General features: G+C 66.7%; 20 protein-coding genes. 16 read left to right on the forward strand and 4 right to left on the reverse strand.

The features are described from left to right. Positions 1-21 precede the first annotated feature (21 nt). On the forward strand, positions 22-1530 hold the full coding sequence (locus tag ACQR1X_RS01765; protein ID WP_434898223.1) for a glycosyltransferase family 39 protein: 1509 nt from the start codon (positions 22-24) through the stop codon (positions 1528-1530). Positions 1531-1678: 148 nt separating this feature from the next. On the opposite strand, the gene ACQR1X_RS01770 is transcribed toward ACQR1X_RS01765, so the two are convergent. Next, positions 1679-2497 (reverse strand): uracil-DNA glycosylase, encoded by an 819-nt coding sequence (locus tag ACQR1X_RS01770; protein ID WP_434864118.1) that lies wholly within the window; start codon positions 2495-2497, stop codon positions 1679-1681. Positions 2498-2801: 304 nt separating this feature from the next. On the opposite strand from ACQR1X_RS01770, the gene ACQR1X_RS01775 reads away from it, so the two are divergent. The 3 genes from ACQR1X_RS01775 to ACQR1X_RS01785 all read left to right on the forward strand — a co-directional run bounded on the left by ACQR1X_RS01775 (position 2802) and on the right by ACQR1X_RS01785 (position 7568). Further along, entirely contained in the window at positions 2802-4460 is a 1659-nt protein-coding gene (locus tag ACQR1X_RS01775; RefSeq protein WP_315802827.1) for an electron transfer flavoprotein-ubiquinone oxidoreductase, read from the forward strand. A gap of 241 nt (positions 4461-4701) precedes the next feature. Further along, positions 4702-6498, forward strand: a complete 1797-nt coding sequence (locus tag ACQR1X_RS01780) for a tetratricopeptide repeat protein (RefSeq protein ID WP_315802828.1) — start codon at positions 4702-4704, stop codon at positions 6496-6498. Positions 6499-6665: 167 nt separating this feature from the next. Continuing rightward, the gene (locus ACQR1X_RS01785; RefSeq protein ID WP_315802829.1) at positions 6666-7568 is read left to right on the forward strand and encodes a 4-(cytidine 5'-diphospho)-2-C-methyl-D-erythritol kinase; all 903 of its coding nucleotides are present in this window, start codon (positions 6666-6668) and stop codon (positions 7566-7568) included. A 127-nt stretch (positions 7569-7695) separates the two neighbouring features. On the opposite strand, the gene ACQR1X_RS01790 is transcribed toward ACQR1X_RS01785, so the two are convergent. Beyond that, positions 7696-8706 (reverse strand): polyprenyl synthetase family protein, encoded by a 1011-nt coding sequence (locus ACQR1X_RS01790; protein WP_315717243.1) that lies wholly within the window; start codon positions 8704-8706, stop codon positions 7696-7698. Between the two features lie 170 nt (positions 8707-8876). On the opposite strand from ACQR1X_RS01790, the gene ACQR1X_RS01795 reads away from it, so the two are divergent. The 7 genes from ACQR1X_RS01795 (at position 8877) to ACQR1X_RS01825 (ending at position 15438) form a co-directional block, all read left to right on the forward strand. Beyond that, positions 8877-9104, forward strand: coding sequence for a DUF2007 domain-containing protein (locus ACQR1X_RS01795; protein ID WP_315802830.1), 228 nt, complete (start codon positions 8877-8879; stop codon positions 9102-9104). Beyond that, positions 9097-9861, forward strand: coding sequence for a tRNA1(Val) (adenine(37)-N6)-methyltransferase (locus ACQR1X_RS01800; protein ID WP_315802831.1), 765 nt, complete (start codon positions 9097-9099; stop codon positions 9859-9861). The genes ACQR1X_RS01795 and ACQR1X_RS01800 overlap by 8 nt, the downstream gene beginning before the upstream one ends. Before the next feature lie 243 nt (positions 9862-10104). After that, positions 10105-11007 (forward strand): S49 family peptidase, encoded by a 903-nt coding sequence (locus ACQR1X_RS01805; RefSeq protein WP_315802832.1) that lies wholly within the window; start codon positions 10105-10107, stop codon positions 11005-11007. Between the two features lie 107 nt (positions 11008-11114). Continuing rightward, a complete protein-coding gene (locus ACQR1X_RS01810) occupies positions 11115-11306 on the forward strand; it encodes a hypothetical protein (protein WP_315802833.1) in 192 nt (63 codons plus the stop codon). A gap of 129 nt (positions 11307-11435) precedes the next feature. Then, positions 11436-12374 carry a glycine--tRNA ligase subunit alpha gene (locus ACQR1X_RS01815; protein ID WP_315802834.1) on the forward strand — a complete coding sequence of 313 codons (939 nt, stop codon included), beginning with the start codon at positions 11436-11438 and terminating at the stop codon, positions 12372-12374. A gap of 233 nt (positions 12375-12607) precedes the next feature. Continuing rightward, on the forward strand, positions 12608-14842 hold the full coding sequence (glyS, locus tag ACQR1X_RS01820; RefSeq protein WP_434898224.1) for a glycine--tRNA ligase subunit beta: 2235 nt from the start codon (positions 12608-12610) through the stop codon (positions 14840-14842). 2 nt (positions 14843-14844) lie between these two features. Beyond that, complete coding sequence (locus tag ACQR1X_RS01825; protein WP_434898225.1) at positions 14845-15438, forward strand: class I SAM-dependent methyltransferase; 594 nt, start codon at positions 14845-14847, stop codon at positions 15436-15438. Positions 15439-15678: 240 nt separating this feature from the next. Here the strand turns inward: ACQR1X_RS01825 and ACQR1X_RS01830 are convergent, their stop codons facing one another. Continuing rightward, a complete protein-coding gene (locus tag ACQR1X_RS01830) occupies positions 15679-16032 on the reverse strand; it encodes a DUF1236 domain-containing protein (RefSeq protein WP_316238244.1) in 354 nt (117 codons plus the stop codon). Positions 16033-16281: 249 nt separating this feature from the next. Between ACQR1X_RS01830 and ACQR1X_RS01835 the strand changes: the two genes are divergently transcribed. From ACQR1X_RS01835 to ACQR1X_RS01845, 3 genes are all read left to right on the forward strand, one after another. Next, positions 16282-16437 (forward strand): DUF3096 domain-containing protein, encoded by a 156-nt coding sequence (locus ACQR1X_RS01835; RefSeq protein ID WP_012042558.1) that lies wholly within the window; start codon positions 16282-16284, stop codon positions 16435-16437. 93 nt (positions 16438-16530) lie between these two features. Next, positions 16531-19494: a pyruvate, phosphate dikinase gene (ppdK, locus tag ACQR1X_RS01840; RefSeq protein ID WP_315802838.1), complete on the forward strand. Its 2964-nt coding sequence runs from the start codon at positions 16531-16533 to the stop codon at positions 19492-19494. Positions 19495-19935: 441 nt separating this feature from the next. Then, a complete protein-coding gene (locus tag ACQR1X_RS01845) occupies positions 19936-21417 on the forward strand; it encodes a cell wall hydrolase (protein ID WP_316178213.1) in 1482 nt (493 codons plus the stop codon). On the opposite strand, the gene ACQR1X_RS01850 is transcribed toward ACQR1X_RS01845, so the two are convergent. Continuing rightward, the gene (locus tag ACQR1X_RS01850) at positions 21414-23012 is read right to left on the reverse strand and encodes an L-aspartate oxidase (RefSeq protein WP_315802840.1); all 1599 of its coding nucleotides are present in this window, start codon (positions 23010-23012) and stop codon (positions 21414-21416) included. The two genes, ACQR1X_RS01845 and ACQR1X_RS01850, sit on opposite strands and share 4 nt — an antisense overlap. 358 nt (positions 23013-23370) lie before the next feature. On the opposite strand from ACQR1X_RS01850, the gene ACQR1X_RS01855 reads away from it, so the two are divergent. Further along, positions 23371-24618: an MFS transporter gene (locus ACQR1X_RS01855; protein ID WP_316178215.1), complete on the forward strand. Its 1248-nt coding sequence runs from the start codon at positions 23371-23373 to the stop codon at positions 24616-24618. A gap of 64 nt (positions 24619-24682) precedes the next feature. Continuing rightward, on the forward strand, positions 24683-25669 hold the full coding sequence (gene acuI / locus ACQR1X_RS01860) for an acrylyl-CoA reductase (NADPH) (RefSeq protein WP_316178216.1): 987 nt from the start codon (positions 24683-24685) through the stop codon (positions 25667-25669). The last annotated feature ends 2 nt before the right edge of the window (positions 25670-25671 follow it).

The following is a 25671-nucleotide window of genomic DNA, read 5'->3' on the forward strand; positions in this document are numbered from 1 at the left end:
AGCTAAGCGATCCAGCCGTTCATGCGTTTCACGTCACTGGTTGTCGAACTGATCCGCGCAAGGCCGCGGCTGGTCGTCGTCATCGTGGTGCTGTGCCAGGCCCTGATGTGGCTCGGCGTGGCCGTGCTGTTCTATCGCAGCCCGCCCGGCCAGCTTGCCACCACGATCGCGTTCGGACGCGAGTACCAGGTCGGCACCGATCTCGGCCCGCCACTGTCATTCTGGTTGTCGGACATCGCCTATCGCCTCGCCGGCGGTCATCTGCTCGGCGTCTACGTGCTGGCCGTGCTGTGCTCGGCGCTCAGTCTGTGGGTGATGTATCTCCTCGCGGCGGCGATCGTCGGCGGCCAGCAGGCGGTGCTCGCCGTGCTGCTGACCATGACGATCACCGCGTTCGGTGCGCCCACGCTGGAATTCGGTCCGGAGGTGCTGGCGCGTCCGCTCTGGGCGTTGCTGCTGCTCCATAGCTGGCGGATTCTCGGCGAGGGCCGGCGCAACGCCTGGTTTGCCTGGTCGATCGAGGCCGGCCTGCTGCTGCTGACCACGCCGGCCGCCGCCGGCCTGCTGCTGCTGATCGCGGGCTTCGTGGTCTCGACCGCGCAGGGCCGCCGCGTGCTGCGTTCGTTCGATCCGCTATTCGCGCTGCTTGTGGTGGTGGCGCTGGCGCTGCCTTATCTCATTTTCGTGCTGCGTTCCGACAGCGTCGGGCTGCCGGCGCTGCCCGTTCTCGCCGAGCTCTCGGTGCGCGCCTGGCATTGGCTCGCGCTGGCGGGGGCACTGCTGCTGGCGATCTCGGCCGTGCTGTTGCTGGTGCTGCTCGACGCCGGCTGGATCGATCGCGGCGAGACCGATGCGCCGATCATCTATCGCCGCTCGGTGCCGCCGCTCGCGCGCGACTTCGTCTATTGCTTCGCGATTGCACCAGCGCTGGCGGGCAGTCTGATCTCCGCTCTGTTCGGCCTCCCGACCATGTACGGCGGCACTGCCGTGACCCTGACCATGGTCGGCCTTGCCCTGGTGGTCGCGTCGGGCGATCTGATCTATCTGCGGCGGCAGCGGCTGCTGCGCCTGGTCTGGGCGGTTGCGGTCGCCGCGCCCGCCATCCTCGCGGCGGGCAGCGCTGTGGTGCTGCCGTTGCTCGGCGACCGCGAGGTCGCGACGGCGATGCCGGCCCGCGACATCTCCCGTTTCTTCGTCGAGAGTTTCGAGCGCCGTACCAACCAGCGGCTGCAGGCGGTCGCCGGCGATCCGCAACTCGCCAGCCTGGTCGCGCTCGGCCGCCGCCGCGCGCATCTGTTCCTCGATGCCACCCCGCAGCGGACACCCTGGGTCACGCCGGCCAAATTCGCCGAGAGCGGCGGCGTCGTGGTGTGGCGCGCCTCCGACACGGTCGGCACCCCCCCGCCGGAGATCGCCCAGCGCTTTCCCGGGCTGGTGCCGGAGGTGCCGCGCAGCTTCGACTGGCTGATCAACGGCCGCCAGCCGGTGCTGCGCATCGGCTGGGCGATCGTGCGACCGAAAGGGCCGTAGCGCTTCGCCGCGCTCTCCGTCATTGCGAGGAGCGCAGCGACGAAGCAATCCAGAGTCGTGGGCGGGACTCTGGATTGCGTCTGCCTACGCCCAAGAAGGCTTCGGCGGACAAGGCGCTTCGCTCGCAATGACGTGGAGAGACTGGCGCTCAGACCGCCAGCATCGTCGCGATCGCGCGCAGGTCCTGCCAGGACAGCCGCTTGTAGGATGGCGAGCGCAGCAGATAGGCCGGGTGGAAGGTCGCGATCGCGCGGATGGTGCGCTTGCCGGTGTCGTAGTCGCGCCATTTGCCGCGGGTGCGCATGATGCCCTCGGTGGTGCCGAGCAGCGCCTGGGTCGAGGGGTTGCCGAGCGTCACCAGCACATCGGGATCGACCAGCTCGATCTGGCGACGGATGAACGGCAGGCAGATCTGCGTCTCCTGCGGCGTCGGCGTACGGTTGCCGGGCGGGCGCCAGGGAATGACGTTGGCGATGTAGACCTTGCTGCGGTCGAGCCCGATGGCGGCGATCATGCGGTCGAGCAGCTTGCCGGAGCGGCCGACGAACGGCAGGCCCTCGATGTCCTCGTCGCGGCCGGGCGCCTCGCCGACCAGCATGACGCGTGCCTGCGGATTGCCGTCGGCGAACACCAGCCGCGACGCCGTCTGCTTCAGCGCGCAGCCGTCGAAACTCTCCAGCAGCTCGCGTAGCGCCTCCAGGGTCGGCGCTGTCCGCGCCGCCTCGCGGGCCGAGGCGACGGCCGCTTCCGGCGGAGGCGGCGGTTCGCCGCGCGGCGGAATGATCGCCGGCGCCGCCAGCCGGCCGGCCTGCGGCGCCGCCGCCTGACGGGCGGCAGGAGCGGCAGCAGCCGCGGCCTCAGGCTCCACCAGCCTGTTGATCGGCTCGTCGGCGAGCGCGCAATCGACTCCCGCCTCCAGATAGAAGGCGAGCAATTGGCGGACGTCGGGGAGGGGCTCGGGGGTCATCATGATCGATCGTCGCCATAGTGTACGCCGCCTCGGCGCATGGCGGAATGCATTTCGGTGGTTGTCCTGCCCCGAAAAATCGGAAACAAGAGCTTGGAATAACCCAAAAAAGGGACGGAACGCCCTAGTGTTCCGGCGCCAGCCTTCGCTCCCCTCGGGACCTGCCCATCAGCGAACCGCCGGCGCCTCCAGGAACCCTAGTTAAGTCATTGTTGCTGTTGCAGCTCCGGGTTTGACCTTTGCACGCGCCAGGGGGATGCAAAGGCCAGATCCACTGCACCGGCCGGGCCTGAGATTGAGAGACATGAGCACCGAAGAGTTACCTCCGCGCGAATCCATGGAGTTCGACGTTGTCATCGTCGGCGCCGGCCCGTCGGGCCTGACTGCCGCGATCCGGCTGAAGCAGCTCAATGCCGACCTCAACATCGTCGTGGTCGAGAAGGGCTCCGAGGTCGGCGCGCACATCCTGTCCGGTGCGGTGATCGATCCGGCTGCGCTCGACAAGCTCATTCCCGATTGGCGCTCGGACGATGATTGCCCGCTGAAGACCCAGGTCAAGGTCGACAAGTTCTTCTGGATGACCGAAAGCAGCGCGATCCCGCTGCCGGGCTTCGCGATGCCGCCCTTGATGGACAACCATCATTGCTACGTCGGCTCGCTCGGCAATGTCTGCCGCTGGCTGTCGCGCAAGGCCGAGGCGCTCGGCGTCGAGATATATCCGGGCTTCGCGGCCACCGAGGTGCTGTATGACGAGCAGGGCGCGGTGCGCGGCATCGCCACCGGCGACATGGGCATCGGCAAGGACGGCAAGCCGAAAGCCTCGTTCACGCGCGGCATGGAGCTGCTCGGCAAGTACACGCTGTTCGCCGAGGGCGCGCGCGGCAGCCTGTCCAAGCAGCTGATCGCCAAGTTTGCGCTGGACGCCAAGAGCGAGCCGGCGAAATTCGGCATCGGTCTCAAGGAAGTCTGGCAGATCGATCCGGCCAAGCATCAGAAGGGCCTGATCCAGCATTCGTTCGGCTGGCCGCTCGACATGAAGACCGGCGGCGGCTCGTTCCTGTATCACTATGACGACAACCTCGTCGCGGTCGGCTTCGTCGTCCACCTGAACTACGACGATCCCTATCTGTCGCCGTTCGAGGAATTCCAGCGCTTCAAGACCCATCCCTCGATCCGCGGCGTGTTCGAGGGCGGCAAGCGGCTTGCCTACGGGGCGCGCGCGATCACCGAGGGCGGCTATCAGTCGGTGCCGCGGCTGTCGTTCGCCGGCGGCGCGCTGATCGGCTGCGCGGCGGGCTTCGTCAACGTGCCGCGCATCAAGGGCGTGCACAATGCGATGGGCAGCGCGATGCTCGCGGCCGAGCACGTCAATGCCGCGCTCGCATCCGGCCGCGCCAATGACGAGCTGGTGAGTTACGAGAACGCCTGGCGCGGCTCGCCGGTGGGCGAGGACCTGTTCAAGGTCCGCAACGTCAAGCCGCTGTGGTCGAAGTTCGGCACCGTGCTCGGCGTCGTCCTCGGCGGCTTCGACATGTGGTGTAACACGCTCGGCTTCTCGCTGTTCGGCACGCAGTCGCACGCCAAGCCCGATCGCGCCACGCTCGATCCCGCCAAGGCGCATCAGCCGAAGCCTGCGATGAAGCCGGACGGCAAGCTGACCTTCGACCGGCTGTCCTCGGTGTTCCTGTCGAACACCAATCACGAGGAAGACCAGCCGGTGCATCTGAAGGTCGCCGACATGGCGCTGCAGAAGAGCTCCGAGCACGACGTCTATGCCGGGCCGTCCAACCGCTATTGCCCGGCGGGCGTGTACGAATGGGTCGAGGAGGGCACGAGCCCGCGCTTCGTGATCAACGCGCAGAACTGCGTCCACTGCAAAACCTGCGACGTCAAGGATCCCAACGGCAACATCACCTGGGTTCCTCCGGAAGGCGGCGGCGGGCCGAACTACGAGGCGATGTAGCCTCCGCATGCGCACGATTGCGTGAGTCGGCTGCCCCGGGGAGGGCAGCCGGCCACGATACGGCCATACTGGCGCGGTTTGACGCAGGTCACCTTCGCCAAAGGGGCTCCCGGCTGACCCGAATATCCTGCAAATCCTTGCGGTTGGCCGCCAAACGCGGCATTGTCGGCGCCTTGAAGAGCTGCCGATCGGGTTCGTGTCCGTACCGATCCGTCATTTCCAACAACCAGAGCGCACCGTGATGTTGTCAATTCGCAATCGCTGGACCGCAATTGCCGTTTCTGCCTTGCTGCTCCCCGGTGCCGTCCTGGCCCAGACGCCGGATCATCCTGCGGATAACGCCGCAAAATTTCCAACCAGCGTCGATCTGAAGTCGCTCACCACATCGGGCAGCTATCTGGCGGCCCGCCACGCCAGCGTCGAGCGCGACGCAGCCTCGGCGGCGGCGTTCTACCGCTCGGCGCTACGCAGCGACCCGAAGAACAACGAGCTGCTCGACCGCGCCTTCATCTCCTCGGTTGCCGATGGCGACATCGACGAGGCCGTGAAGCTCGCCGAGCGCGTGCTCACGATCGACAAGTCGAACCGCATCGCGCGGCTCGTGGTCGGCGTGCAGGACATCAAGCAGAAGAAATACGCGGCTGCCCAGACCAACATCAACCAGTCGGTGCGCGGGCCGATCACCGATCTCGTCGCCACCTTGCTGTCGGCGTGGGCCGCGGCGGGCGCGGGCGATTCGAAGACCGCCGTCGCCAATATCGACAAGCTGACCGGTCCCGAATGGTATCCGCTGTTCAAGGACCTTCATGCCGGCATGATCCTGGAGCTGGCCGGCAAGGAGAAGGACGCCGGCACCCGGTTCGAGCGCGCCTACAAGCTCGACGATTCGATGCTGCGCATCACCGAGGCCTATGCGCATTGGCTGTCGCGCAACAAGGATGCGGCGGCGGCGACCGCGATCTATGAAGCCTTCGACAAGAAGCTCGCGCGCCATCCGCTGGTGCAGGAGGGCCTGCGCGAGACCAAGGCCGGCAAGAAGCTGCCGCCGCTGGTCGACTCGCCGCAGGCCGGCGCCGCCGAGGCGCTGTACGGCATCGGCGCCACCTTGAGCCGCCGCGGCGGCGAGGATCTGGCGCTGGTCTATCTGCAGCTCGCGCTGCACCTGCAGCCGAATCATCCGCTGGCGCTGCTATCGCTCGCCGATCTCTACGAGACGGTGAAGAAGCCGCAGATGGCGATCAAGGTCTATGAGCGCGTGCCGGCGAGCTCGCCACTGAAGCGCAACGCCCAGATCCAGCTCGCCACCGATCTCGACAGCGCCGACCGCAGCGACGAGGCGATCAAGATCCTCAAGGACGTGATTGCCCAGGATCCGAAGGATCTCGAGGCGATCATGGCGCTCGGCAACATCGAGCGCGGCCGCAAGAAGTTCGCCGATTGCGCCAAGACCTATTCGCTCGGCGTCGATTCGCTGCCCGCCAACAACGACAAGGCCAACAGCGTCTATTACTACTATCGCGGCATCTGCCTGGAGCGCTCCAAGCAGTGGCCGAAGGCCGAGGCCGACATGCGCAAGGCGCTCGAGCTGCAGCCCGACCAGCCGCACGTGCTGAACTATCTCGGCTATTCCTGGATCGACCAGGGCATCAATCTCGACGAAGGCATGAAGATGATCAAGCGCGCCGTCGAGCAGCGGCCCGACGACGGCTACATCGTCGACTCGCTCGGCTGGGCCTATTACCGCATCGGCAATTACGAGGAGGCGGTCAAGAACCTCGAGCGCGCGATCGACCTCAAGCCCGAGGATCCGACCATCAACGACCATCTCGGCGACGCCTATTGGCGCGTCGGCCGCAAGCTGGAAGCCAAGTTCCAGTGGGCCCATGCCCGCGACCTGAAGCCGGAGGCCGAGGAGCTGCCGAAGATCGAGGCCAAGATCCAGAATGGCCTGCCCGATGATCCGGCGCCCGCTGCGGCCAGCAACGACACCAAGGACACGCCGTCCGACGCCAAGAAGGACGATGGCAAGGGCGGCTAGTTCGTCCTGATCGCGATATGAGAGCCATCACGGGCTCCTCGGCTTGCCGGGGAGCCCGGATGATTTTGATGAAGGGGTGGCGGTTGTCGGCCACGTCCGTTTCGGCCTGGGCCGCAGCGCGTTGGCAACCGACCTCCACCACCGAACATGCTGGGGGCATTGCGCCGATGTTGGCGTCCACGGTCACCGGCGCGCTGCAGGAGCAGGGGCGCGCCAAGGTCAATCTGACCCTGCGGGTCGTCGGCCGCAGGGTCGACGGCTATCATGATCTCGAAAGCGTCGTTGCTTTTGCCGACTGCGCGGACCAGCTGACGCTGGTGCCGGGCCCGGAGCTGACGCTGACGACGACCGGTCCTCTGGCGGACGCCTGCGGCGAGACCACGGACAATCTGGTGCTGAAGGCGGCGCGGCTGCTGGCGGAGGCCGTTCCCGGCCTGAAGCTCGGCGCCTTCACCCTCGAGAAGGTGCTGCCGGTCGCGGCGGGCATTGGGGGCGGCTCCGCCGATGCGGCGGCGGCGCTGCGGTTGCTGGCGAAACTGAATGGCCTGTCCCTGGACGACCCGCGCCTCGCGGCGGTGGCCTTGAAGACCGGCGCCGACGTGCCGGTTTGCGTGCCCTCGCGCGCCTGCACCATGACGGGCGTCGGCGAGAACCTGCAGCCGCTCGCGCTTCCCGTCCTGCCCTGCGTGATGATCAATCCGCGCGTGCCGGTGGCGACCAAGGACGTGTTCCAGGCGCTTGGTCTCAAGCCGGGCGATCTGCTGATCGGGGTGACGGATGTTCTCACCGCGCCGTCCTGGCCGAAGGCCGGAGCCTCGGTCGGCGGCTGGGTCGATGCACTCGATCAGGTGCGCAACGACCTCGAGCCGCCGGCGCTGAAGGTGCAGCCGATCATCGGCACCGTGCTCGAGGCGCTGCGCACGAGCGCGGGCGTGCTGCTGGCGCGGATGTCGGGCTCCGGCGCGACGTGCTTTGCGATCTATGGCAGCAAGGCCGACGCGAAGGCCGCCGGCGCCGCGATCGCCGCCGCGCATCCCGAATGGTGGGTGCATGCGGGGACGCTGAGCTAACTCATCAGCATCTGCGAAACGACTGCCCAATACAGCGCCCTCGCCCCCAAGGCGAAGCTTCGCTTCGCCTTGGGGGCGAGGGCGCATTCACGAGCACCGCAGTCGCAGCGGCAGTCGCTAGAAGCAACTAATGCGACCTGGCCAGACAGAACGCCACCACCTGCTCCAGCGCGGTCTTCATCGGTGAGGCCGGGAACAGCGCCAGCGCATCGACGGCCATCGCGCCATAGTGATGCGCGCGGCTGATCGTGTCCTCCAGGGCGCGGTGCTTGTTCATCAGCCCGATCGCATGGTCGAGATCGTGATCGCTGATCTCGCCGCGCTCCAGCGCCTTGATCCAGAAGGCACGCTCGCTGTCGCTACCGCGGCGGAACGCGAGCACCACCGGCAGCGTGATCTTGCCCTCGCGGAAATCGTCGCCGACATTCTTTCCGAGCTTGGCGGCCTTGCCGCCATAGTCGAGCACGTCGTCGACGAGCTGGAAGGCGATGCCGAGATTCATGCCGAAGGACCGCGAGGCGGTCTGCTCGGCCTTGGGCCGATCGGCGAGCACCGGCCCGACCTCGCAGGCCGCGGCGAACAGCTCGGCGGTCTTGCCGCGGATCACGGCGAGATATTCGTCCTCGGTGGTGGCGGTGTTCTTGGCGGCGGCAAGCTGCATCACCTCGCCCTCGGCGATGGTGGCGGCAGCGGCGGAGAGAATGTCGAGCGCGCGCAGCGAGCCGACCTCGACCATCATGCGGAACGCCTGGCCGAGCAGGAAGTCGCCGACCAGCACGCTGGCCTCGTTGCCCCACAGCATGCGCGCGGACAATTTGCCGCGGCGCATTTCGCTCTCGTCAACCACGTCGTCATGCAGCAGCGTCGCCGTGTGCATGAACTCGACGGCCGCGGCGAGCTTGACGTGACCGTCGCCGGTGTAGTCGGTGAGATGAGCCATCGCCAGCGTCAGCATCGGCCGCAGCCGCTTGCCGCCGGAGGAGATCAGGTGGTTTGCGACCTCCGGGATCATCGTGACGTCCGACCCGGTGCGCGACAAAATCGTAGCGTTGACCCGTTCCATGTCGGCTGCGACCAGCGCGACCAGCCCATCGATGGAGGCTCCCGATGGACTCTCGAAAGGTACGATAACCGCCACTCTGGTCTCCGATTTTGCTATGCTCGAAACGACAATAGAAACTGCGGCCGCAGGCGGCAAGGGCAGACACGGAACCTTGACCCAGGCCTTGTTGACCCAGGCCTTGTTGACCCAAGCCTTCTTCTTGACCCAAGCCCTTCTTGACCCAGGCCCGCATGGAGACATAACGATTGAAGGAATTGGTTCGGACCAATGATATCGTGCTGGTTTCGGCGATAGGGGCGCTGCTCGACGGCGCCGACATCCATCACCTCGTGCTCGATCAGAACATGAGCATCATCGAGGGCTCGCTCGGCATCCTGCCGCGGCGGATCCTCGTGCATGAGGACGACATTCTCCAGGCCCGGCGGCTTCTCACCGACGCCGGTCTGGCGCATGAACTGCGCCCTGATGAGTGACGCTGTCGACATTTCGGAGGACGCCGTGCTCGGCGGCCAATTGCGGCTGCGGCAGCCCACGACGGGCCATCGCGCCGGCCACGACGCAATCCTGCTGGCGGCGGCGACGGCCGCGCGTTCGGGCGATCGCGTGGTCGATCTCGGTGCCGGCGTGGGGACGGCCGGGCTGGCCTTGGCCCGGCGCGTGGGCGGTCTCAGCTTGACGCTGGTCGAGCGCGAGCCGGATCTGGCGCGGCTCGCGCGCGACAACGCACGCGCCAATGCGTTGCCGGCGGAGGTCGTGGCGCTGGACGTCGCCGCGGACGCGGCTGCTTTCGCTGCCGCAGGGCTCGGGCCCGATAGTGTCGACGTCGTGCTGATGAATCCGCCGTTCCACGATGTTGCCCGTCACCGTGCCTCGCCCGACGCCGCGCGCGCGACCGCGCACATGGCAACGGCGACGACGTTGGAGATCTGGACGCATGCCGCGCGGCGGATGCTGAAATCCGGCGGCGTGCTGACCTTGATCTGGCGGGCCGATGGTTTGAGCGAGGTGGTCGCGGCGCTGGCGCGCGGCTTCGGCAGTCTTGCCGTTCAACCGGTTCATGGCCAGGCGGGCAAGCCGGCGATCCGTATCCTGGTCCGGGCCGTTAAGGGAGGGCGGGCGCCGACCCAGATTCTCGCCGGAGTGGTGCTGAATGAGGTGGCAGGTGTGCCGAATGACGAGGCCGTGCGCGTGCTGTCGGGGCAGGGGGCGCTGGCCTTGAGCACCCCCTGAACGGTTGATCGTGGTCGGGCGTTATTGCGTCTGAGCTTCCGACTGGCGTTCGGTTACCCTCGTGAAACGGATCGCAGTCAATAGAGTACCGATCAGCAGCATCAACAGGTAGACCTTCATGTATTCCTCCGCCGCACTCTGCACCTTGTGCTCGCCGTGCAATTGCCCAGGTCATTGCAAGGCTCGTTCCAGCCCTTTGGATGGCAGCGGCGCGATAAAAAATGGTAAATCCGAGGTAACTGAATGGTGGACAATTTGACACAACCCAGCGATGCAGCCGGGCTATTCGATCGGCTGAAGGCGCTGCTTCCGGCGCGGCTGCGCGGCGTCCCGGTGGTGCCGGTCGTCCGTCTGTCCGGCGTGATCGGCGCGGTGACGCCGTTGCGGCCGGGGCTGACGCTCGCGGGCGTCGCCAAGGTGCTGGAGCGGGCGTTCTCGATGCGCAACGCCAAGGCCGTGGCGCTGGTGATCAATTCGCCGGGCGGCTCGCCGGTGCAGTCGCGCCAGATCTACTTGCGCATCCGCCAGCTCGCGGCGGAGAAGAAGCTGCCGGTGCTGGTGTTCGTCGAGGATGTCGCGGCGTCCGGCGGCTACATGATTGCGTGCGCCGGCGACGAGATCTTCTGCGATCCGTCCTCGATCCTCGGCTCGATCGGCGTGGTCGGCGGCTCGTTCGGGCTGCAGGACCTGATCAAGAAGATCGGCATCGAGCGCAGGCTCTATACCGCCGGCGAGCACAAGGCGATGCTCGATCCGTTCCTGCCGGAGAATCCCGACGACGTGGCGCGGCTGAAGAAGATCCAGCGCGAGATCCACGCGCTGTTCATCTCGCTGGTCAAGGAGAGCCGCACCACCCGGCTGAAGGGCGCCGACGATGTGCTGTTCACCGGCGAGTACTGGGCCGGCGACAGCGCCGTCACGCTGGGGCTGGCGGACGCCATCGGCGACCTCCGCGCGGTGCTCCGCGCCCGCTTCGGCGACAAGGTCGCTATGCCCGTGGTGGCGCCCGCCGGCGGCCTGCTGTCCGGGCTGCTCGGACGGCGGGCGGCAGGCGCCGGGAGCCTGGGGATCGGTTGGACCGGGCTAGCGGAGGAGCTGATCTCCGCGGTCGAAACCCGGGCGATCTGGGCTCGTTTCGGGTTCTAGAACCCGGGGGGCGCGCCATTTCGCCCCTCGCAATCCGATTGCGGGGGGAACTGGGATCGGCGACAATGGGAATCGGGGTGGCTCTGTTCATGAACGAGGATCGACCAATGCCGCCGTTCGTTGCTTTCGCGGGTATGCTGGGCGGGCTTGCCGTGGTTCGCTGGGCCTACAAGGCCGCGCAGAAGATCAACCGCGAGCTCGAAGAGGCGCGGCTGTCACGCGTCGCCGAGGCCGCGCGGGCCGCCGAGATCAAGACTCTGCGCCGCGATCCCGTCACCGGCGCCTACCGGCCGGGCTGACACGCTCCGCCGACCTTCGAACGACGGGACGTCGCCGTCGTTTCGAGGGCCCTATTGCCTTGATTCCTGATGGCCCCGCCGATACGGTCCGCGCGCTTTTCCGACGCCTGCGAAAGACCGATACCGACGATGGACTCGCTGCCTCTGCACATGCGCCCCGAACGTTCGTTCCAGGGCTTCATCCTGGCCCTGCAACGGTTCTGGGCCGAGCAGGGCTGCGTGATCCTGCAGCCCTACGACATGGAGATGGGCGCCGGCACCTTCCACCCGGCGACGACCTTGCGCGCGCTCGGGCCGAAGCCGTGGAATGCCGCCTACGTGCAGCCGTCGCGGCGGCCGAAGGACGGCCGCTACGGCGAGAATCCGAACCGGATGCAGCACTACTACCAGTTCCAGGTGATCATGAAGCCGTCGCCGCCGAACCTCCAGGAGCTGTACCTGAAGTCGCTCGGCGCGATCGGCATCGACGCCGCCGTGCACGACATCCGCTTCGTCGAGGACGATTGGGAGAGCCCGACCCTCGGCGCCTGGGGGCTCGGCTGGGAGTGCTGGTGCGACGGCATGGAAGTGTCGCAGTTCACCTATTTCCAGCAGGTCGCGGGCTTCGAATGCGCGCCGGTCGCGGGCGAGCTCACTTATGGGCTCGAGCGCCTGGCGATGTACGTCCAGGGCGTCGACCGCGTCTATGACCTCAACTTCAACGGCCGCGACGGCGACGCCAAGGTCACCTATGGCGACGTCTTCCTGCAGGCCGAGCGCGAATATTCGCGGCACAATTTCGAGCATGCCGACACCGACATGCTGTTCGAGCAGTTCAAGATGGCCGAGGGCGCCTGCCGCAAATATCTCGACGCCGGTTGGCGTGACGGCAATCGCCGGGAGCACCAGATGGCGCTGCCGGCCTACGACCAGTGCATCAAGGCCAGCCACGTCTTCAACCTGCTCGACGCCCGCGGCGTCATCTCCGTCACCGAACGCCAGAGCTACATCCTGCGCGTCCGCGAGCTTGCCAAGGCCTGCGGCGAGGCTTGGCTGCATACGGAAGCGGGCGGGGCGGGCGCTGGATAGAACGAACGCGGCTGCGTCCGGGGCCTCATGGTTCGAGACGCGCCGCCGGCGGCGCTCCTCACCATGAGGGTCTTTCGGATCTCGCCGCAAAATCAGACCTCGTCCTGAGGAGCCCGCCTTCGCCGGGCGTCTCGAAGGACGGTGGGAGGCAAGCTGCTTTCCACGAGTTTAGCAATTCGCGATGGCCTGTCCCTCCAGGGGAAGGTGGTTCTTCGTGCAGAGAGACTTGAGACATGCCCGACCTTCTCCTCGAACTGTTCTCCGAAGAAATCCCCGCGCGCATGCAGGCCAAGGCGGCCGACGATCTGCGCCGCATGGTCACCGACAAGCTGGTCGCCGAAGGGCTCGTCTATGAAGGCTCCAAGGCGTTCGCGACGCCGCGGCGGCTGGCGCTGACCGTGCACGGCATTCCCGCGCGGCAGGCTGATTTGAAAGAGGAGCGCAAGGGTCCGCGCGTGGGCGGCGCTGACGCGGCGATCCAGGGATTTCTGAAAGCAACCGGCCTGTCCTCGATCGAGGAGGCCACGATCCAGCGCGATCCGAAGAAGGGCGACTTCTACGTCGCGCTGATCGAGAAGCCCGGCCGCGCCACGCTCGACGTGCTCGCCGAGATGCTGCCGGTGATCGTGCGCACATTCCCGTGGCCGAAATCGATGCGCTGGGGCAAGCGCTCGGAAAAGCCTGGTGCGCTGAACTGGGTGCGTCCGCTGCACGCGATCACCGCGACCTTCGGCCTGGAGACCGAGGAGCCCGACGTGATCAGCTTCGCCGTCGACGGCATCGAGGCGGGACAGACCACGTTCGGCCACCGCTTCATGGCGCCCGCGCCGATCTCGGTGCGCCGCTTCGAGGATTACGAGGCGAAGCTGCTCGACGCCAAGGTCGTGCTCGATCCCGACCGGCGGAAAGACACCATCGTCACCGACGCCAAGCAGCTCGCGTTTGCGCAAGGCTATGAGCTGGTCGAGGACCCCGTGCTGCTCGATGAGGTCGCGGGCCTGGTCGAATGGCCGGTGGTGCTGATGGGCTCCTTCGATCCGGAGTATCTGAAGGTCCCTGGCGAGGTGATCCGCGCCACCATTCGCAACAACCAGAAATGCTTCGTGGTCCGCGATCCCAAGACCGGAGGTCTCGCGCCAAAATTCATCCTGACCGCGAACATCGAGGCGACCGACGGCGGCAAGACCATCATCGCCGGCAACGAGCGCGTCATCCGCGCCCGGCTGTCGGACGCGAAGTTCTTCTATGAGACCGACCTCAAGACGAAGCTCGAGGACCGGCTGCCGAAGTTCGAGCAGATCGTGTTCCACGAGAAGCTCGGCACCCAGGCCGCGCGCATCGCCCGGATCGAGAAGCTCGCCGCCGCGATCGCGCCGCTGGTTGGCGCCGATCCCGCAAAGACCGCGCGTGCGGCGAAGCTTGCCAAGGCCGATCTGTTGACGGAAGTGGTCGGCGAGTTTCCGGAAGTGCAGGGCCTGATGGGCAAGTACTACGCGCTGGCCCAGGGCGAGGACGCCTCCGTCGCTGCTGCCTGCGAGGAGCACTACAAGCCGCAGGGACCGGGCGATCGTGTGCCGACCGACAAGGTCGCGGTGGCCGTGGCCCTCGCCGACAAGCTCGATACGCTGGTCGGCTTCTGGGCGATCGACGAGAAGCCGACGGGGTCTAAAGACCCGTATGCGCTGCGGCGCGCGGCGCTAGGTGTAATACGACTTGTCGTCGAAAATGGTCTTAGGCTAAAATTGGTAGACACATGCCGGGCAGCTCATCGGCAAGTATCTTCACGAATCTTCCGGTTCAGCTCGGCAAATTTTCGGGCGCATTTTGCGACGCTCGAAGGATTGTTTGAGCCAGCGATCGCCGACAAAATTCTTGAAGCTCGCGAAGAAAGTTTTGAGAAGGCAGTCGAGCTGTTCTATTTCGAAAAAGGATCGGCAGATTGCATCAATCTGCTCTCCTTCTTCGCCGACCGCCTCAAGGTGCAGCTGCGCGAGCAGGGTGCCCGCCACGATCTCGTTGACGCCGTGTTCGCGCTCGGCGGCCAGGACGATCTGCTGATGGTCGTCCGCCGCGTCGAGGCGCTCGGCAAGTTCCTTGACAGCGACGACGGCAAGAACCTGCTCGCTGGCACCAAGCGCGCCTCCAACATCCTCGCCATCGAGGAGAAGAAGGACAAGCGCAAGTTCGAGGGTGCGCCGGATGCCGCGCTCTACAAGCTCGACGAGGAGAAGGCGCTGGCCAAGGCGATCGGCGAGGTCGCTGCGGAAGCGGGCGCCGCCGTCGCCAAGGAGGACTTCGCCGCGGCGATGCGTGCCATGGCGAAGCTGCGTCCGGCGGTCGATGCGTTCTTCGACAAGGTGAAGGTCAACGACGACGACGCAGCCATCCGCGAGAACCGACTCAGGCTGCTGAACGAGATCCGTAGCGCTACGCGCGCGGTCGCGGACTTCTCCAAGATCGAGGGCTGAGGATGGACCACCCGACGCTCGCCGCCTATGACCGTGAGGCGGCGGCGTTCGCGGCCGACTGGCATGCGCAGCCGGCGCCGGCCGATCTCCACGCCATCATCAGGCGCTTCCTCGTGTCCGGTGGCCGCACCGCGGACATCGGCTGCGGCAGCGGCCGCGAGGTCGGCTGGCTGAATGCCAACGGGTATCCTGCGGAAGGTTTCGACGCGTCGGAGGGACTGCTGGCTGAAGCCCGCACGCGCTATCCGAACGCGTCGTTCACGCATGCCGAACTGCCTGCCCTCGCCAGCATCGCGGATGCAAGCTTCGACAATTTGCTGTGCGAGACCGTGCTGATGCATCTCGATCGCAGCGACGTGGTGCCGTCGGTGCGGCGGATGCGCGCGATCACGAAGCCCGGTGGCGTCCTGTATTTGAGCTGGCGGGTGACGGAGCAGGCCGATCAGCGCGATGGGCACGGCCGGCTCTATGCGGTGGTCGACCTCGCAACCATCCGCGCGGTCTTTGCAGGAGATACGACGCTGCTCGACGAGCAGGTCGTCAGTAAGTCCTCAGGCAAGATCATTCACCGCATGGTGGTGAAGAAGGCCGGTTGAGTGCAGGCGCGCCGCGCTGCATCCTCTGGCTCGTCATTGCGAGGCGCTCTTGCGCCGAAGCAATCCAGGGGCTCCGACGGCAGACTGTCTGTGTGGCCCCTGGATCGCGTCGCTGCGCTCGCGATGACGACCAGAAGCGGTATCCCACAAAAGTAAGCCCCGCCCGGCGGGGGGAACCGGGCAGGGCCTTTTACATCTGGCCGCTTGCGGGGGCGTTGGCGACCAAATGCAGCTCTATAACTACTCAACCACCTGAATGATCCGCCGGGATCGCGGCTCGACGAGAACAGTTTCGCCGTTCACCACGGTGTATCGGTAAGGTGTCGCGCCGAAGCGCTGCGGAACGTCGTAATATGTAACACCGGACTCCGGCAGCACGGCGCCAACAACTACGCGATCGGGGATCACATAGTTGGGAACGCGCTCGCGGACGACATATTCGCGAAACTCCGGCCGGCGCTCGACCGTGATCACTGGAGCGTCCTCCTCGACCACGACGCTGCGGCCGACGCCCGTCGTGTAGGATTGCGCCTGTGCGGTCGCCGGAATCACGACTGCGGCCACGAGGGCAGCAAGGGTGAGATGGGTTCGCATGGACGGGACTCCTGAGCTGTTGATCGCTGAGAGAGACCGGCGCGTGCCGGCACCTGCTTCCCAATGCCCGCAACAGATCATCGTTCCGCGCGGCGGACGGTGGAACCGGCGGCATTTTTGCGGCAGATCCAGTGGTGGGGGAACCGGAACTCGTGCCGTGCGTCTCCTATTCCGCCACGATGGGCCAGGATAAAGTCCGGCCAAATCGAATCGTCCCAGCCTCGTCCTTCAATCATTCAGAGCTCGTCGATGACCCTGACCGTTGCCCATATCTCGCCGATCATGTCCGTGATCGCCGGCGTCCTGATCCTGATCATGCCGCGCCTGCTGAACCTGATCGTTGCGATCTTCCTCATCCTGAATGGCCTGATCGGCATGGGCCTGCTGAAGTGGCTGCACTTCTAGTCCCAAGGTCGGGAACCCTCGAGCTTGCGCCGCAGCGCCCAAAGTGGTGTAAGGCGCGCGATTTCTCCTCCCATTTGCGGATCGAAGCACCTCATGGCCAAAGCGGTAGCGAAGTCTAAGAAAGTTACAGCGAAATCAAAGCCTTCCAAGCCGGGCAAGGCCAAGACCGCAGCACTCGCTCCGCCGCGCAAGGCGCTCAAGACGGCGTCGAAGCCCGTTGCCAAGGCCCCGGCCAAGGTCGCGCCCAGGTCTGCACCGAAGGCGCCAGTGAAAACCGCTCCGAAGAAGCCGGCCAAAACGGCTGCCAGGCCGGTCGCCAAGGCTGCGAAGGCGTCGGCGGCAAAGGCCCCGGCCAAGAGCGCGGCCACCGCGATCAAGCCGAACAAGTGGGTCTACACCTTCGGTGACGGCAAGGCCGAAGGTAAGGCCGGTCTGCGCGATCTGCTCGGCGGCAAGGGCGCCAATCTGGCCGAGATGGCCAATCTCGGCCTGCCGGTGCCCCCGGGCTTCACCATCCCGACCTCGGTCTGCACCTACTTCTACGCCAACGACAAGACCTACCCGAAGGAGCTGCAGTCGCAGGTCGACAAGGCGCTCGACTACATCGGCAAATTGACCGGCAAGAAATTCGGCGATCCGGAGAACCCGCTGCTGGTCTCGGTGCGCTCCGGCGCCCGCGCCTCGATGCCGGGCATGATGGACACCGTGCTCAATCTCGGTCTCAACGACCAGACGGTGGAGGCGCTGGCGTCGCTGTCGGGCGATCGCCGCTTCGCCTTCGACAGCTATCGCCGTTTCATCACGATGTATTCGGATGTCGTGCTCGGCTTCGAGCACCATCATTTCGAGGACATCCTCGACAGCTTCAAGGACGCCCAGGGCTATCAGCTCGACACCGACCTCTCGTCCGAGGATTGGGAGATGCTGGTCGGCAAGTACAAGGAAGCCGTCGCCACCGAGACCGGCAAGGACTTCCCGCAGGACCCGCATGACCAGCTCTGGGGCGCCATCGGCGCGGTGTTCTCATCCTGGATGAACGCGCGCGCGGTGACCTATCGCAAGCTGCACGACATCCCGGAATCCTGGGGCACCGCCGTCAACGTCCAGGCCATGGTGTTCGGCAACATGGGCGACACCTCGGCCACCGGCGTCGCCTTCACCCGCAATCCCTCGACCGGCGAGAGCAAGCTCTACGGCGAGTTCCTGATCAATGCGCAGGGCGAGGACGTCGTCGCCGGCATCCGCACCCCGCAGGACATCACCGAGGATGCCCGCGTCGAGTCCGGCTCCGACAAGGCGTCGATGGAAGTCGCGATGCCCGACGCGTTCAAGGAGCTGACCCGGATCTACACGCTGCTCGAGCAGCACTACCGTGACATGCAGGACATGGAGTTCACGGTCGAGCGCGGCAAGCTGTGGATGCTGCAGACCCGCAGCGGCAAGCGCACCGCCAAGGCGGCGCTGCGCATCGCCGTCGAGCTCGCCAATGAGGGCCTGATCTCGGAGAACGATGCCGTGCTCCGCGTCGACCCGGCCTCGCTCGATCAGCTCCTGCACCCGACCATCGATCCCGCCGCCAAGCGCGATGTGGTCGCGACCGGCCTGCCGGCCTCGCCGGGCGCGGCCTCGGGCGAGATCGTGTTCTCCTCGGACGAAGCCACCAAGCTGCAGGCCGACGGTCGCAAGGTGATCCTGGTCCGCATCGAGACTTCGCCGGAGGATATCCACGGCATGCATGCCGCCGAGGGCATCCTGACCACGCGCGGCGGCATGACCTCGCACGCCGCCGTCGTCGCGCGCGGCATGGGCAAGCCCTGCGTCTCCGGCTGCGGCACCATCCGCGTCGACTACGGCCGGGGCACGATGAGCATCGGCTCGCGCACCTTCAAGACCGGCGACGTCATCACCATTGACGGCTCCGTCGGCCAGGTGCTGGCCGGCCGCATGCCGATGATCGAGCCGGAGCTGTCCGGCGAGTTCGGCACCCTGATGGGCTGGGCGGACGCCGTGCGCGAGACCGGCGTGCGCGTCAATGCCGACACCCCGGAGGATGCGCGCACCGCCATCAAGTTCGGCGCCGAGGGCATCGGCCTGTGCCGCACCGAGCACATGTTCTTCGAGGAGACGCGCATCCGCACGGTGCGCGAGATGATCCTCTCCGAGGAAGAGCAGGAGCGCCGCGCCGCGCTCGCCAAGCTGCTGCCGATGCAGCGCGCCGACTTCGTCGAGCTGTTCGAGATCATGAAGGGGCTTCCCGTCACGATCCGTCTGCTCGATCCGCCGCTGCACGAGTTCCTGCCGCACACCCAGGCCGAGGTCGAGGAAGTCGCGCGCGCGATGAACACCGATCCGCGTCGCCTGGCCGACCGCGCCCGTGAGCTCAGCGAGTTCAACCCGATGCTCGGCTTCCGCGGCTGCCGCCTGGCGATCGCCTATCCGGAGATCGCCGAGATGCAGGCGCGCGCGATCTTCGAGGCGGCGGTCGAGGCCGAGAAGCGCACCGGCGAGGCCGTCGGCCTCGAGGTGATGGTGCCGCTGATCGCGACCAAGGCCGAGTTCGATCTGGTCAAGGCGCGCATCGACGCGATGGCGCAGGCGGTGATCCGCGAGACCGGCGCCAAGCTGGAGTACCAGGTCGGCACCATGATCGAGCTGCCGCGTGCCGCGCTGATGGCCGGCCAGATCGCGGAAGCCGCCGAGTTCTTCTCGTTCGGCACCAACGATCTGACGCAGACCACCTACGGCATCAGCCGCGACGACGCCGGCAGCTTCCTCGGCGCCTACGTCGCCAAGGGCATCCTCGAGATCGATCCGTTCATCTCGATCGACCGCGAGGGTGTCGGCGAGCTGGTCAAGATCGGCGTCGAGCGCGGCCGCGCCACGCGGCCCACGCTCAAGGTCGGCATCTGCGGCGAGCATGGCGGCGATCCGGCCTCGGTGGCGTTCTGCCACAAGGTCGGCATGAACTACGTCTCGTGCTCGCCCTACCGCGTGCCGATCGCGCGCCTCGCCGCCGCGCAATCCGCGCTCGGCAAGGAGATCGCGAGCCAGGCCTGATCTTGCTGCGATCGATCTGATCTGATGAAGGCCGGCACATGTTGCCGGCCTTTTTCATTGGTGAGGTTCGTCACGATGGGGTGCGCACGTGACGCAAGGCGCACTCCTTCTCCGACTCTGCCGTCATTCCGGGGGCGCTCCGGAATGAGGAGTGGAGAGAGCAACGGCGCAGGTCCGATGGAACACTCCGCCGCCGTCAATCATGCGCAGATGATTTTCATTCACCGCGTTCGTTGATCGAATGTTCACCGTTCTCGTCGGCGCGCTGTTTACCACACATATCGATCGCAAAACGCTCTGCAACTTCCCCGCTTGCCTGTCTCACGATTGCAACGCGGATTAACTCCTCGGCAACCTAAACCCGATACGAAGAGAGAAGATCGAATTGCACGGAAGCACTGTTGTTCGGTCGATCCAGTAAGCGTTGCGTTGAGCGTACCGATGTTAGTTCTGCGTCCCGGTCCGAAGGGCGCGCGATATGCGTCCTTCGGACTCGGTCTCTGCGTCTTCGCTCTGATGCCGACAGAGACCGGGTATCAAGACATCGCTTCTCTGCTCGCCCGCCAGCCGGGCGTCGCCGAGCGTTGGCAGAAGCGCGTGTTCTCGGCTGCGGCCTCCATTCAGCTCGCTACCTACAGTTTCGGCCGTCCGATCGGAACCTCGGCGCCGCAGGCGGGGAGCATCCGCCTCGCGAGCCTCGATGGCCGCGGCCTCGACATCACCGGGTCGACGCCGCGCAATCCGGTGCTGCAGGTTCCGCCGCGCTACCAAGCCTCCGACTTTCCCAAGGTCGATCGCACGCTGAAGGGCGATCGTCTCGTCGTGCGCCCGCCGACGGTGCCGGCGCAGCCGACCGAATCGGCCGCGCCCGTCGAGCCCGCGCCGTCCGAGCCCGCGCCAACGCCATCGACACAGCCCGATTCGAACTCCTCCGTGTTCGGCGCCAAGACGACGGAAGCGCCGGCGCAGGCGCCGCTCCCGCAGCGCGCTGCACTCGATCCCGAATTGCAGGAGGCGCTGAGCGCGCCGCCGCTCGCGCAATACGACGCGACGAAGTCCGAGATCCAGCCCTCGGGCGAGCTGAAGCCTGCAACCGATCAGATCCTGGTGGACGGCGCCGTCAGCTATGACGGCCTCAACGTCAAGACGTCCAATCTCTATTTCGGCACGTCGTCGCTGGGCGGTGCTGCCGGCACCATGGAGACATGGCTGCCGGGCGAGGCGCCGCTGATCGTGATGCCGGATCCGGACCTCAAGCCGATGGCGGTGCTGTCACAGCCGGCCGACGATGCTGCCAAGGCCGGTGATGGCGGCGAGAGCATCGCGCCGAAAGGCGAGGTCAACGCCGACAATCAGCGCGACAGGACTCCGGCTGAACGCCTGGGGCTCACCGACGAGAAGGCGCGCTTCAAGTCCGAGAAGTGCCTCGCTGAAGCGGTCTATTTCGAATCCCGCGGCGAGGCGGTGCGCGGCCAGATGGCCGTGGCGCAGGTCGTGCTGAACCGGGCGTTCTCCGGCTACTATCCCACCACGGTGTGCGGCGTCGTCTACCAGAACAAATACCGCCACTTCGCCTGCCAGTTCACCTTCGCCTGCGACAACAATCCGGAGGTCATTCGCGAGCCCGAGATGTGGGACCGCGCCAGGAAGATCGCGAAGGCCATGCTCGACGGCCAGATCTGGCTGCCGGAGGTTGGCAAGTCGACCCACTATCATGCCTATTGGGTGCGGCCATCCTGGGTCGCCGAGATGAAGCGGATGTACAAGTTCGGCGTCCACACCTTCTACCGGCCGAAGAAGTGGGGCGACGGCAGCGACGCGCCGAGCTGGGGCACGCCACAGCAGACGGCGGCCATTTCGGCCGAGCTCACCGAGGCCGCCAAGAGCGAGGCCGAGATCAATCCGAACTGGACGCGGCGCTAGGCGCTGAGCGAGCGTGGCAGGCGCACCGTCGGCCGCGCGCTGAGCTCGTCGGCGATTTCGCGCGCCGCCGTGAGCGTCGTCATCGTCCGCTGCGCAAAGCCCGGATTCTCGGCCGGGCAATCGGCGCGGCAATGCGCGCCGCGGCTCTCGCGCCGGCTCCAGGCCGCGGTGGCGATCAGCAGCGCGGCGCTCGCCATGTTGCGCAGCCTCGGGCTGCCGGCGTCGCGCTCCATCCTGGCAATCGCGGCGATGGCCTCGGCCAGCCGCTCCTCGTCGCGGATGACGCCGAGCTGGCTCGTCATCATCTCGCGCAGCGACACCTCCGCAGCGCCCGCACAGGATCCGGCCGGATCGGCGAACGCAACGTGCTGCAGGGTGGAGGAGGCGGTGAACGTCCGGCCGGAGATGTCGTCGGCAATCCGCCGGGCGAACACCAGCGCGCCGAGCAGCGCGTTGCCGGCGATGTGATTGGCGCCATCCGTTGCCGTCGCGGCGACTTCACCTGCCGCCCAGAGCCCCTCGATCGTGCTGCGGCCCCGCGCGTCGACCGCGATCCCGCCCATGTGGAAATGCGCCGCCGGCGCCACTGGAATCGGCTGGCGGGTCGGATCGAGCCCCGCGGCGGCGCAGGCCCGGTGCAGCATCGGATAGCGCTCGGCGACGTCGTCATCGAGCACGTCGCGCGCATCGAGAAAGGCGCCGCGTCCGGCGATGATCTCGGCCATGACGCCGCGGGCCACCGTGTCGCGCGGGGCAAGATCGACCAGCGGATGGCGCGGCAGCATGAAGCGCTGGCCGCGCCGGTTGACCAGGATCGCGCCGGCGCCGCGCAGACTCTCGCTCACAACCGGCGCCGGATCGCGACCGGTCATCATCGCGGTCGGATGAAACTGCACGAACTCCGGATCGGCAATCACCGCACCGGCGCGCGCGGCGATGGCGAGACCGATGCCGGTGGCGTGCGGCGGATTCGTGGTCGCCGCGAACAGCCGGCCGATGCCGCCGGTGGCCAGCACGATTGCCGGCGCTGCGATCAGCATCGGCGCGGCCGCGTCGTCATCGGTCGGCCGGAGTTGCAGGCCACGCACCGCGCCGTCTTCCGTCAGCAACGCGTCGGCGACATGGCCCTCGATGATGCGGATCGAGGGCGTCGCGCGCACGGCTTGCGACAGCGCGGTGATGATCGCCTGTCCGGTGAAGTCCCCGCGAACGCTGAGAATCCGTCGCGCGGCGTGCGCAGCCGCACGAGACGTCGCCAGCCTGCCGCCGTGATCACGATCGAATGTCACGCCGAGGCGGACCAGGTCCTCGATCGCGGCCGAAGCATCGCGCGCGAGCGCCAGCGCAGCCGTCGCGTCGACCAGGCCCCCACCCGCAGCGATCATGTCGGCGGCGTGGGTATCGGGGCTGTCGCCGGATGACACCGCTGCCGCGATGTCGGCCTGCATCGTCGTGCCGAACGAGGCCTCGCCCAATGAGGTGGCGGAGATCAGCGTGACCGGCTGCGGGGCGAGCTTCAGCGCGCAGAACAGTCCGGCAACTCCGGCGCCGACGATCACGACGTGGCCGGATGTCTCGATCTGATCGTGGTCCATGTGCTGTCCAAATTCCACATTCCGTGCCCATGTGTACCGCGGTACCTGTTAGTTCTTCTTCAGAGACTTCCTTCGCTGTTTATTGGTGTTTGGCGACAAATAGCGGCCGTTCTGAAGGTCGCTCCCGCGCAGGATGAATCGTCGTTCGCGACTCGCGCATCAGGACGTTTCGCCCCCGGGACAAAGACGCATGAGCGGGTTCCGCCGCTGGAACTCGCTTCGGATGACACCTGTTCATGGCTGGCCGCCGCATCGAAATTTTTCATGGCTGGGTTCCGCTTTTGAGCTTGGGAGTTCAATGCAAATGCATTAACCGGAGAGGCGCGGCGGACAGCGACCGCGCCAGGGGAGGACACGGATGTCGGTACAGGCAGGCGATCTCGGCACCGTGTCCCGCAACCAGAGCTGGCGCACGCCGGTGGTCATCATCGTGTGCGGCTGCGCGATTGCGCTGCTGAGCTTCGGTCCGCGCTCCAGCCTCGGCTTCTTCGTGCAGCCGATGAGCCGTGAGTTCGCCTGGGGGCGCGACGTGTTCGCCCTTGCAGTGGCGGTGCAGAATTTGTTGTGGGGGCTCGGTCAGCCGCTCGCCGGCGCCATCGCCGATCGTTTCGGCGTGATGCGCGTGATCTGTGTCGGCGCGCTGCTCTATGCCGGCGGCCTGCTGATGATGCGCTATTCCAGCTCGCCGCTGTCGCTGAACATCGGCGCCGGCGTGCTGGTCGGCTTCGGCCTGTCGGGCTGCTCGTTCAACCTCATCCTGTCGGCCTTCAGCAAGCTGCTGCCGCCGGAGCGGCGCGGCATCGCGCTCGGCGCCGGCACCGCGGCCGGCTCGCTCGGCCAGTTCCTGTTCGCGCCCTTCGGCGTCGCGCTGATCGACCAGTTCGGCTGGCAGAGCGCACTGATGGTGTTCGCTTGCCTGATGCTGTTCATCGTCCCGCTCTCGCTCGCCGTGGCAACGCCGCCGGCCGCCGAGGCCAAGCCGACGGAGGCCGAGCAGCAGTCGTTCACGACGGCGCTGATGGAGGCGTTCGGCCACCGCTCCTACGTGCTGCTGGTGCTCGGCTTCTTCACCTGCGGCTTCCAGCTCGCCTTCATCACCGTGCATTTGCCGGCATTCCTGGTCGATCGAGGCCTGTCGGCGCAGACCGGCGGCTGGGTGATCGCGGCGATCGGGCTGTTCAACATCATCGGCTCGCTCAGCGTCGGCTGGCTGCAGAGCCGGCTGCCGAAGCGCTACATCCTGTCCTTCATCTATTTCACCCGCGCGCTGGCGACGCTCGCCTTCATCTCGTTCCCTGTGACGCCGGCGACGGCGATCGCGTTCGGCGCGGTGTCGGGGCTCGCCTGGCTGTCCACGGTGCCGCCGACCTCGTCGCTGGTCGCGATCATGTTCGGCACCCGCTGGCTCGCCACGCTCTATGGCTTCGCCTTCGTCAGCCACCAGGTCGGCGGCTTCCTCGGCGTCTGGCTCGGCGGCATCGTGTTCGAGCGCTACGGCTCGTATACGCCGATCTGGTGGCTCTCGATCCTGTTCGGCGTGCTGTCGGCGCTGATCAACCTGCCGATCGTCGAGAAGCCGGTCGCGCGTGCCGTTCCCGCGACCTGAGTTGCGCTGCCGACCCGATCGGCTAAACATGGCGTGAGACGAAGAAAGCGCAGGGAGTGCGGCTGTGGGAACGTTCAAGGCGATCCGGATCGACAAGGCGGACAACGGAACGACCGCGGCGCTGACGCAGTTCGATGAAGCTGAATTGATGGACGGTGACGTCACCGTGAAGGTCGAGTGGTCGGCGCTGAACTACAAGGATGGGCTGGCGCTGACCGGCAAGGCGCCGGTGGTGCGCCGCTTCCCGATGATCGCGGGGATCGATTTCGCCGGCACGGTCGAGCAGTCCAGCCATCCGGCCTGGAAGCCGGGCGATGCCGTGATCTGCACCGGCTGGGGCATGGGCGAGACCCATCTCGGCGCCTATGCCGAGAAGGCGCGGGTCAAGGGCGACTGGCTGGTCGGCCTGCCGCAGGGGCTGTCGGCCCGCGACGCGATGGCGATCGGCACCGCCGGCTTCACCGCGATGCTCGCGGTGCTGGCGCTGGAGAAGCACGGGCTGACGCCGGCGAGCGGGCCGGTGGTGGTGACCGGCGCGGCCGGCGGCGTCGGCTCGGTGGCGACGGCGGTGCTCGCCAGGCTCGGCTACCACGTGATCGCCTCGACCGGCCGCCTGGCCGAGGCCGACTATCTCAAGTCGCTCGGCGCCGCCGAGATCATCGACCGCAATGAGCTGTCCGGGCCGGCCAAGCCGCTGGCGAAGGAGCGCTGGGCGGGTGGCATCGACAGCGTCGGCTCCAATACGCTCGCCAACCTGCTGGCGATGACTCAATATGGCGGCGCCATCGCCGCCTGCGGCCTCGCTGCCGGCATGGATTTGCCATCGTCGGTGGCGCCGTTCATTTTGCGCGGCGTGTGCCTCCTCGGCATCGATTCGGTGATGTGCCCGCTGCCGGCGCGCAAGGCGGCCTGGCAGCGCCTCTCGACCGATCTGGATCGCGCAAAACTAGCTGAAATCACTCACGAAATTGCCCTGGACCAGGTCGCGTCGCTGGGTCCGCAGATCCTCGCGGGCCAGGTCCGCGGCCGTACGGTGGTAAGAATATCCTGAGG

The organism is Bradyrhizobium sp. HKCCYLRH3073 (assembly GCF_051167995.1).
Classification (GTDB): Bacteria; Pseudomonadota; Alphaproteobacteria; order Rhizobiales; family Xanthobacteraceae; genus Bradyrhizobium.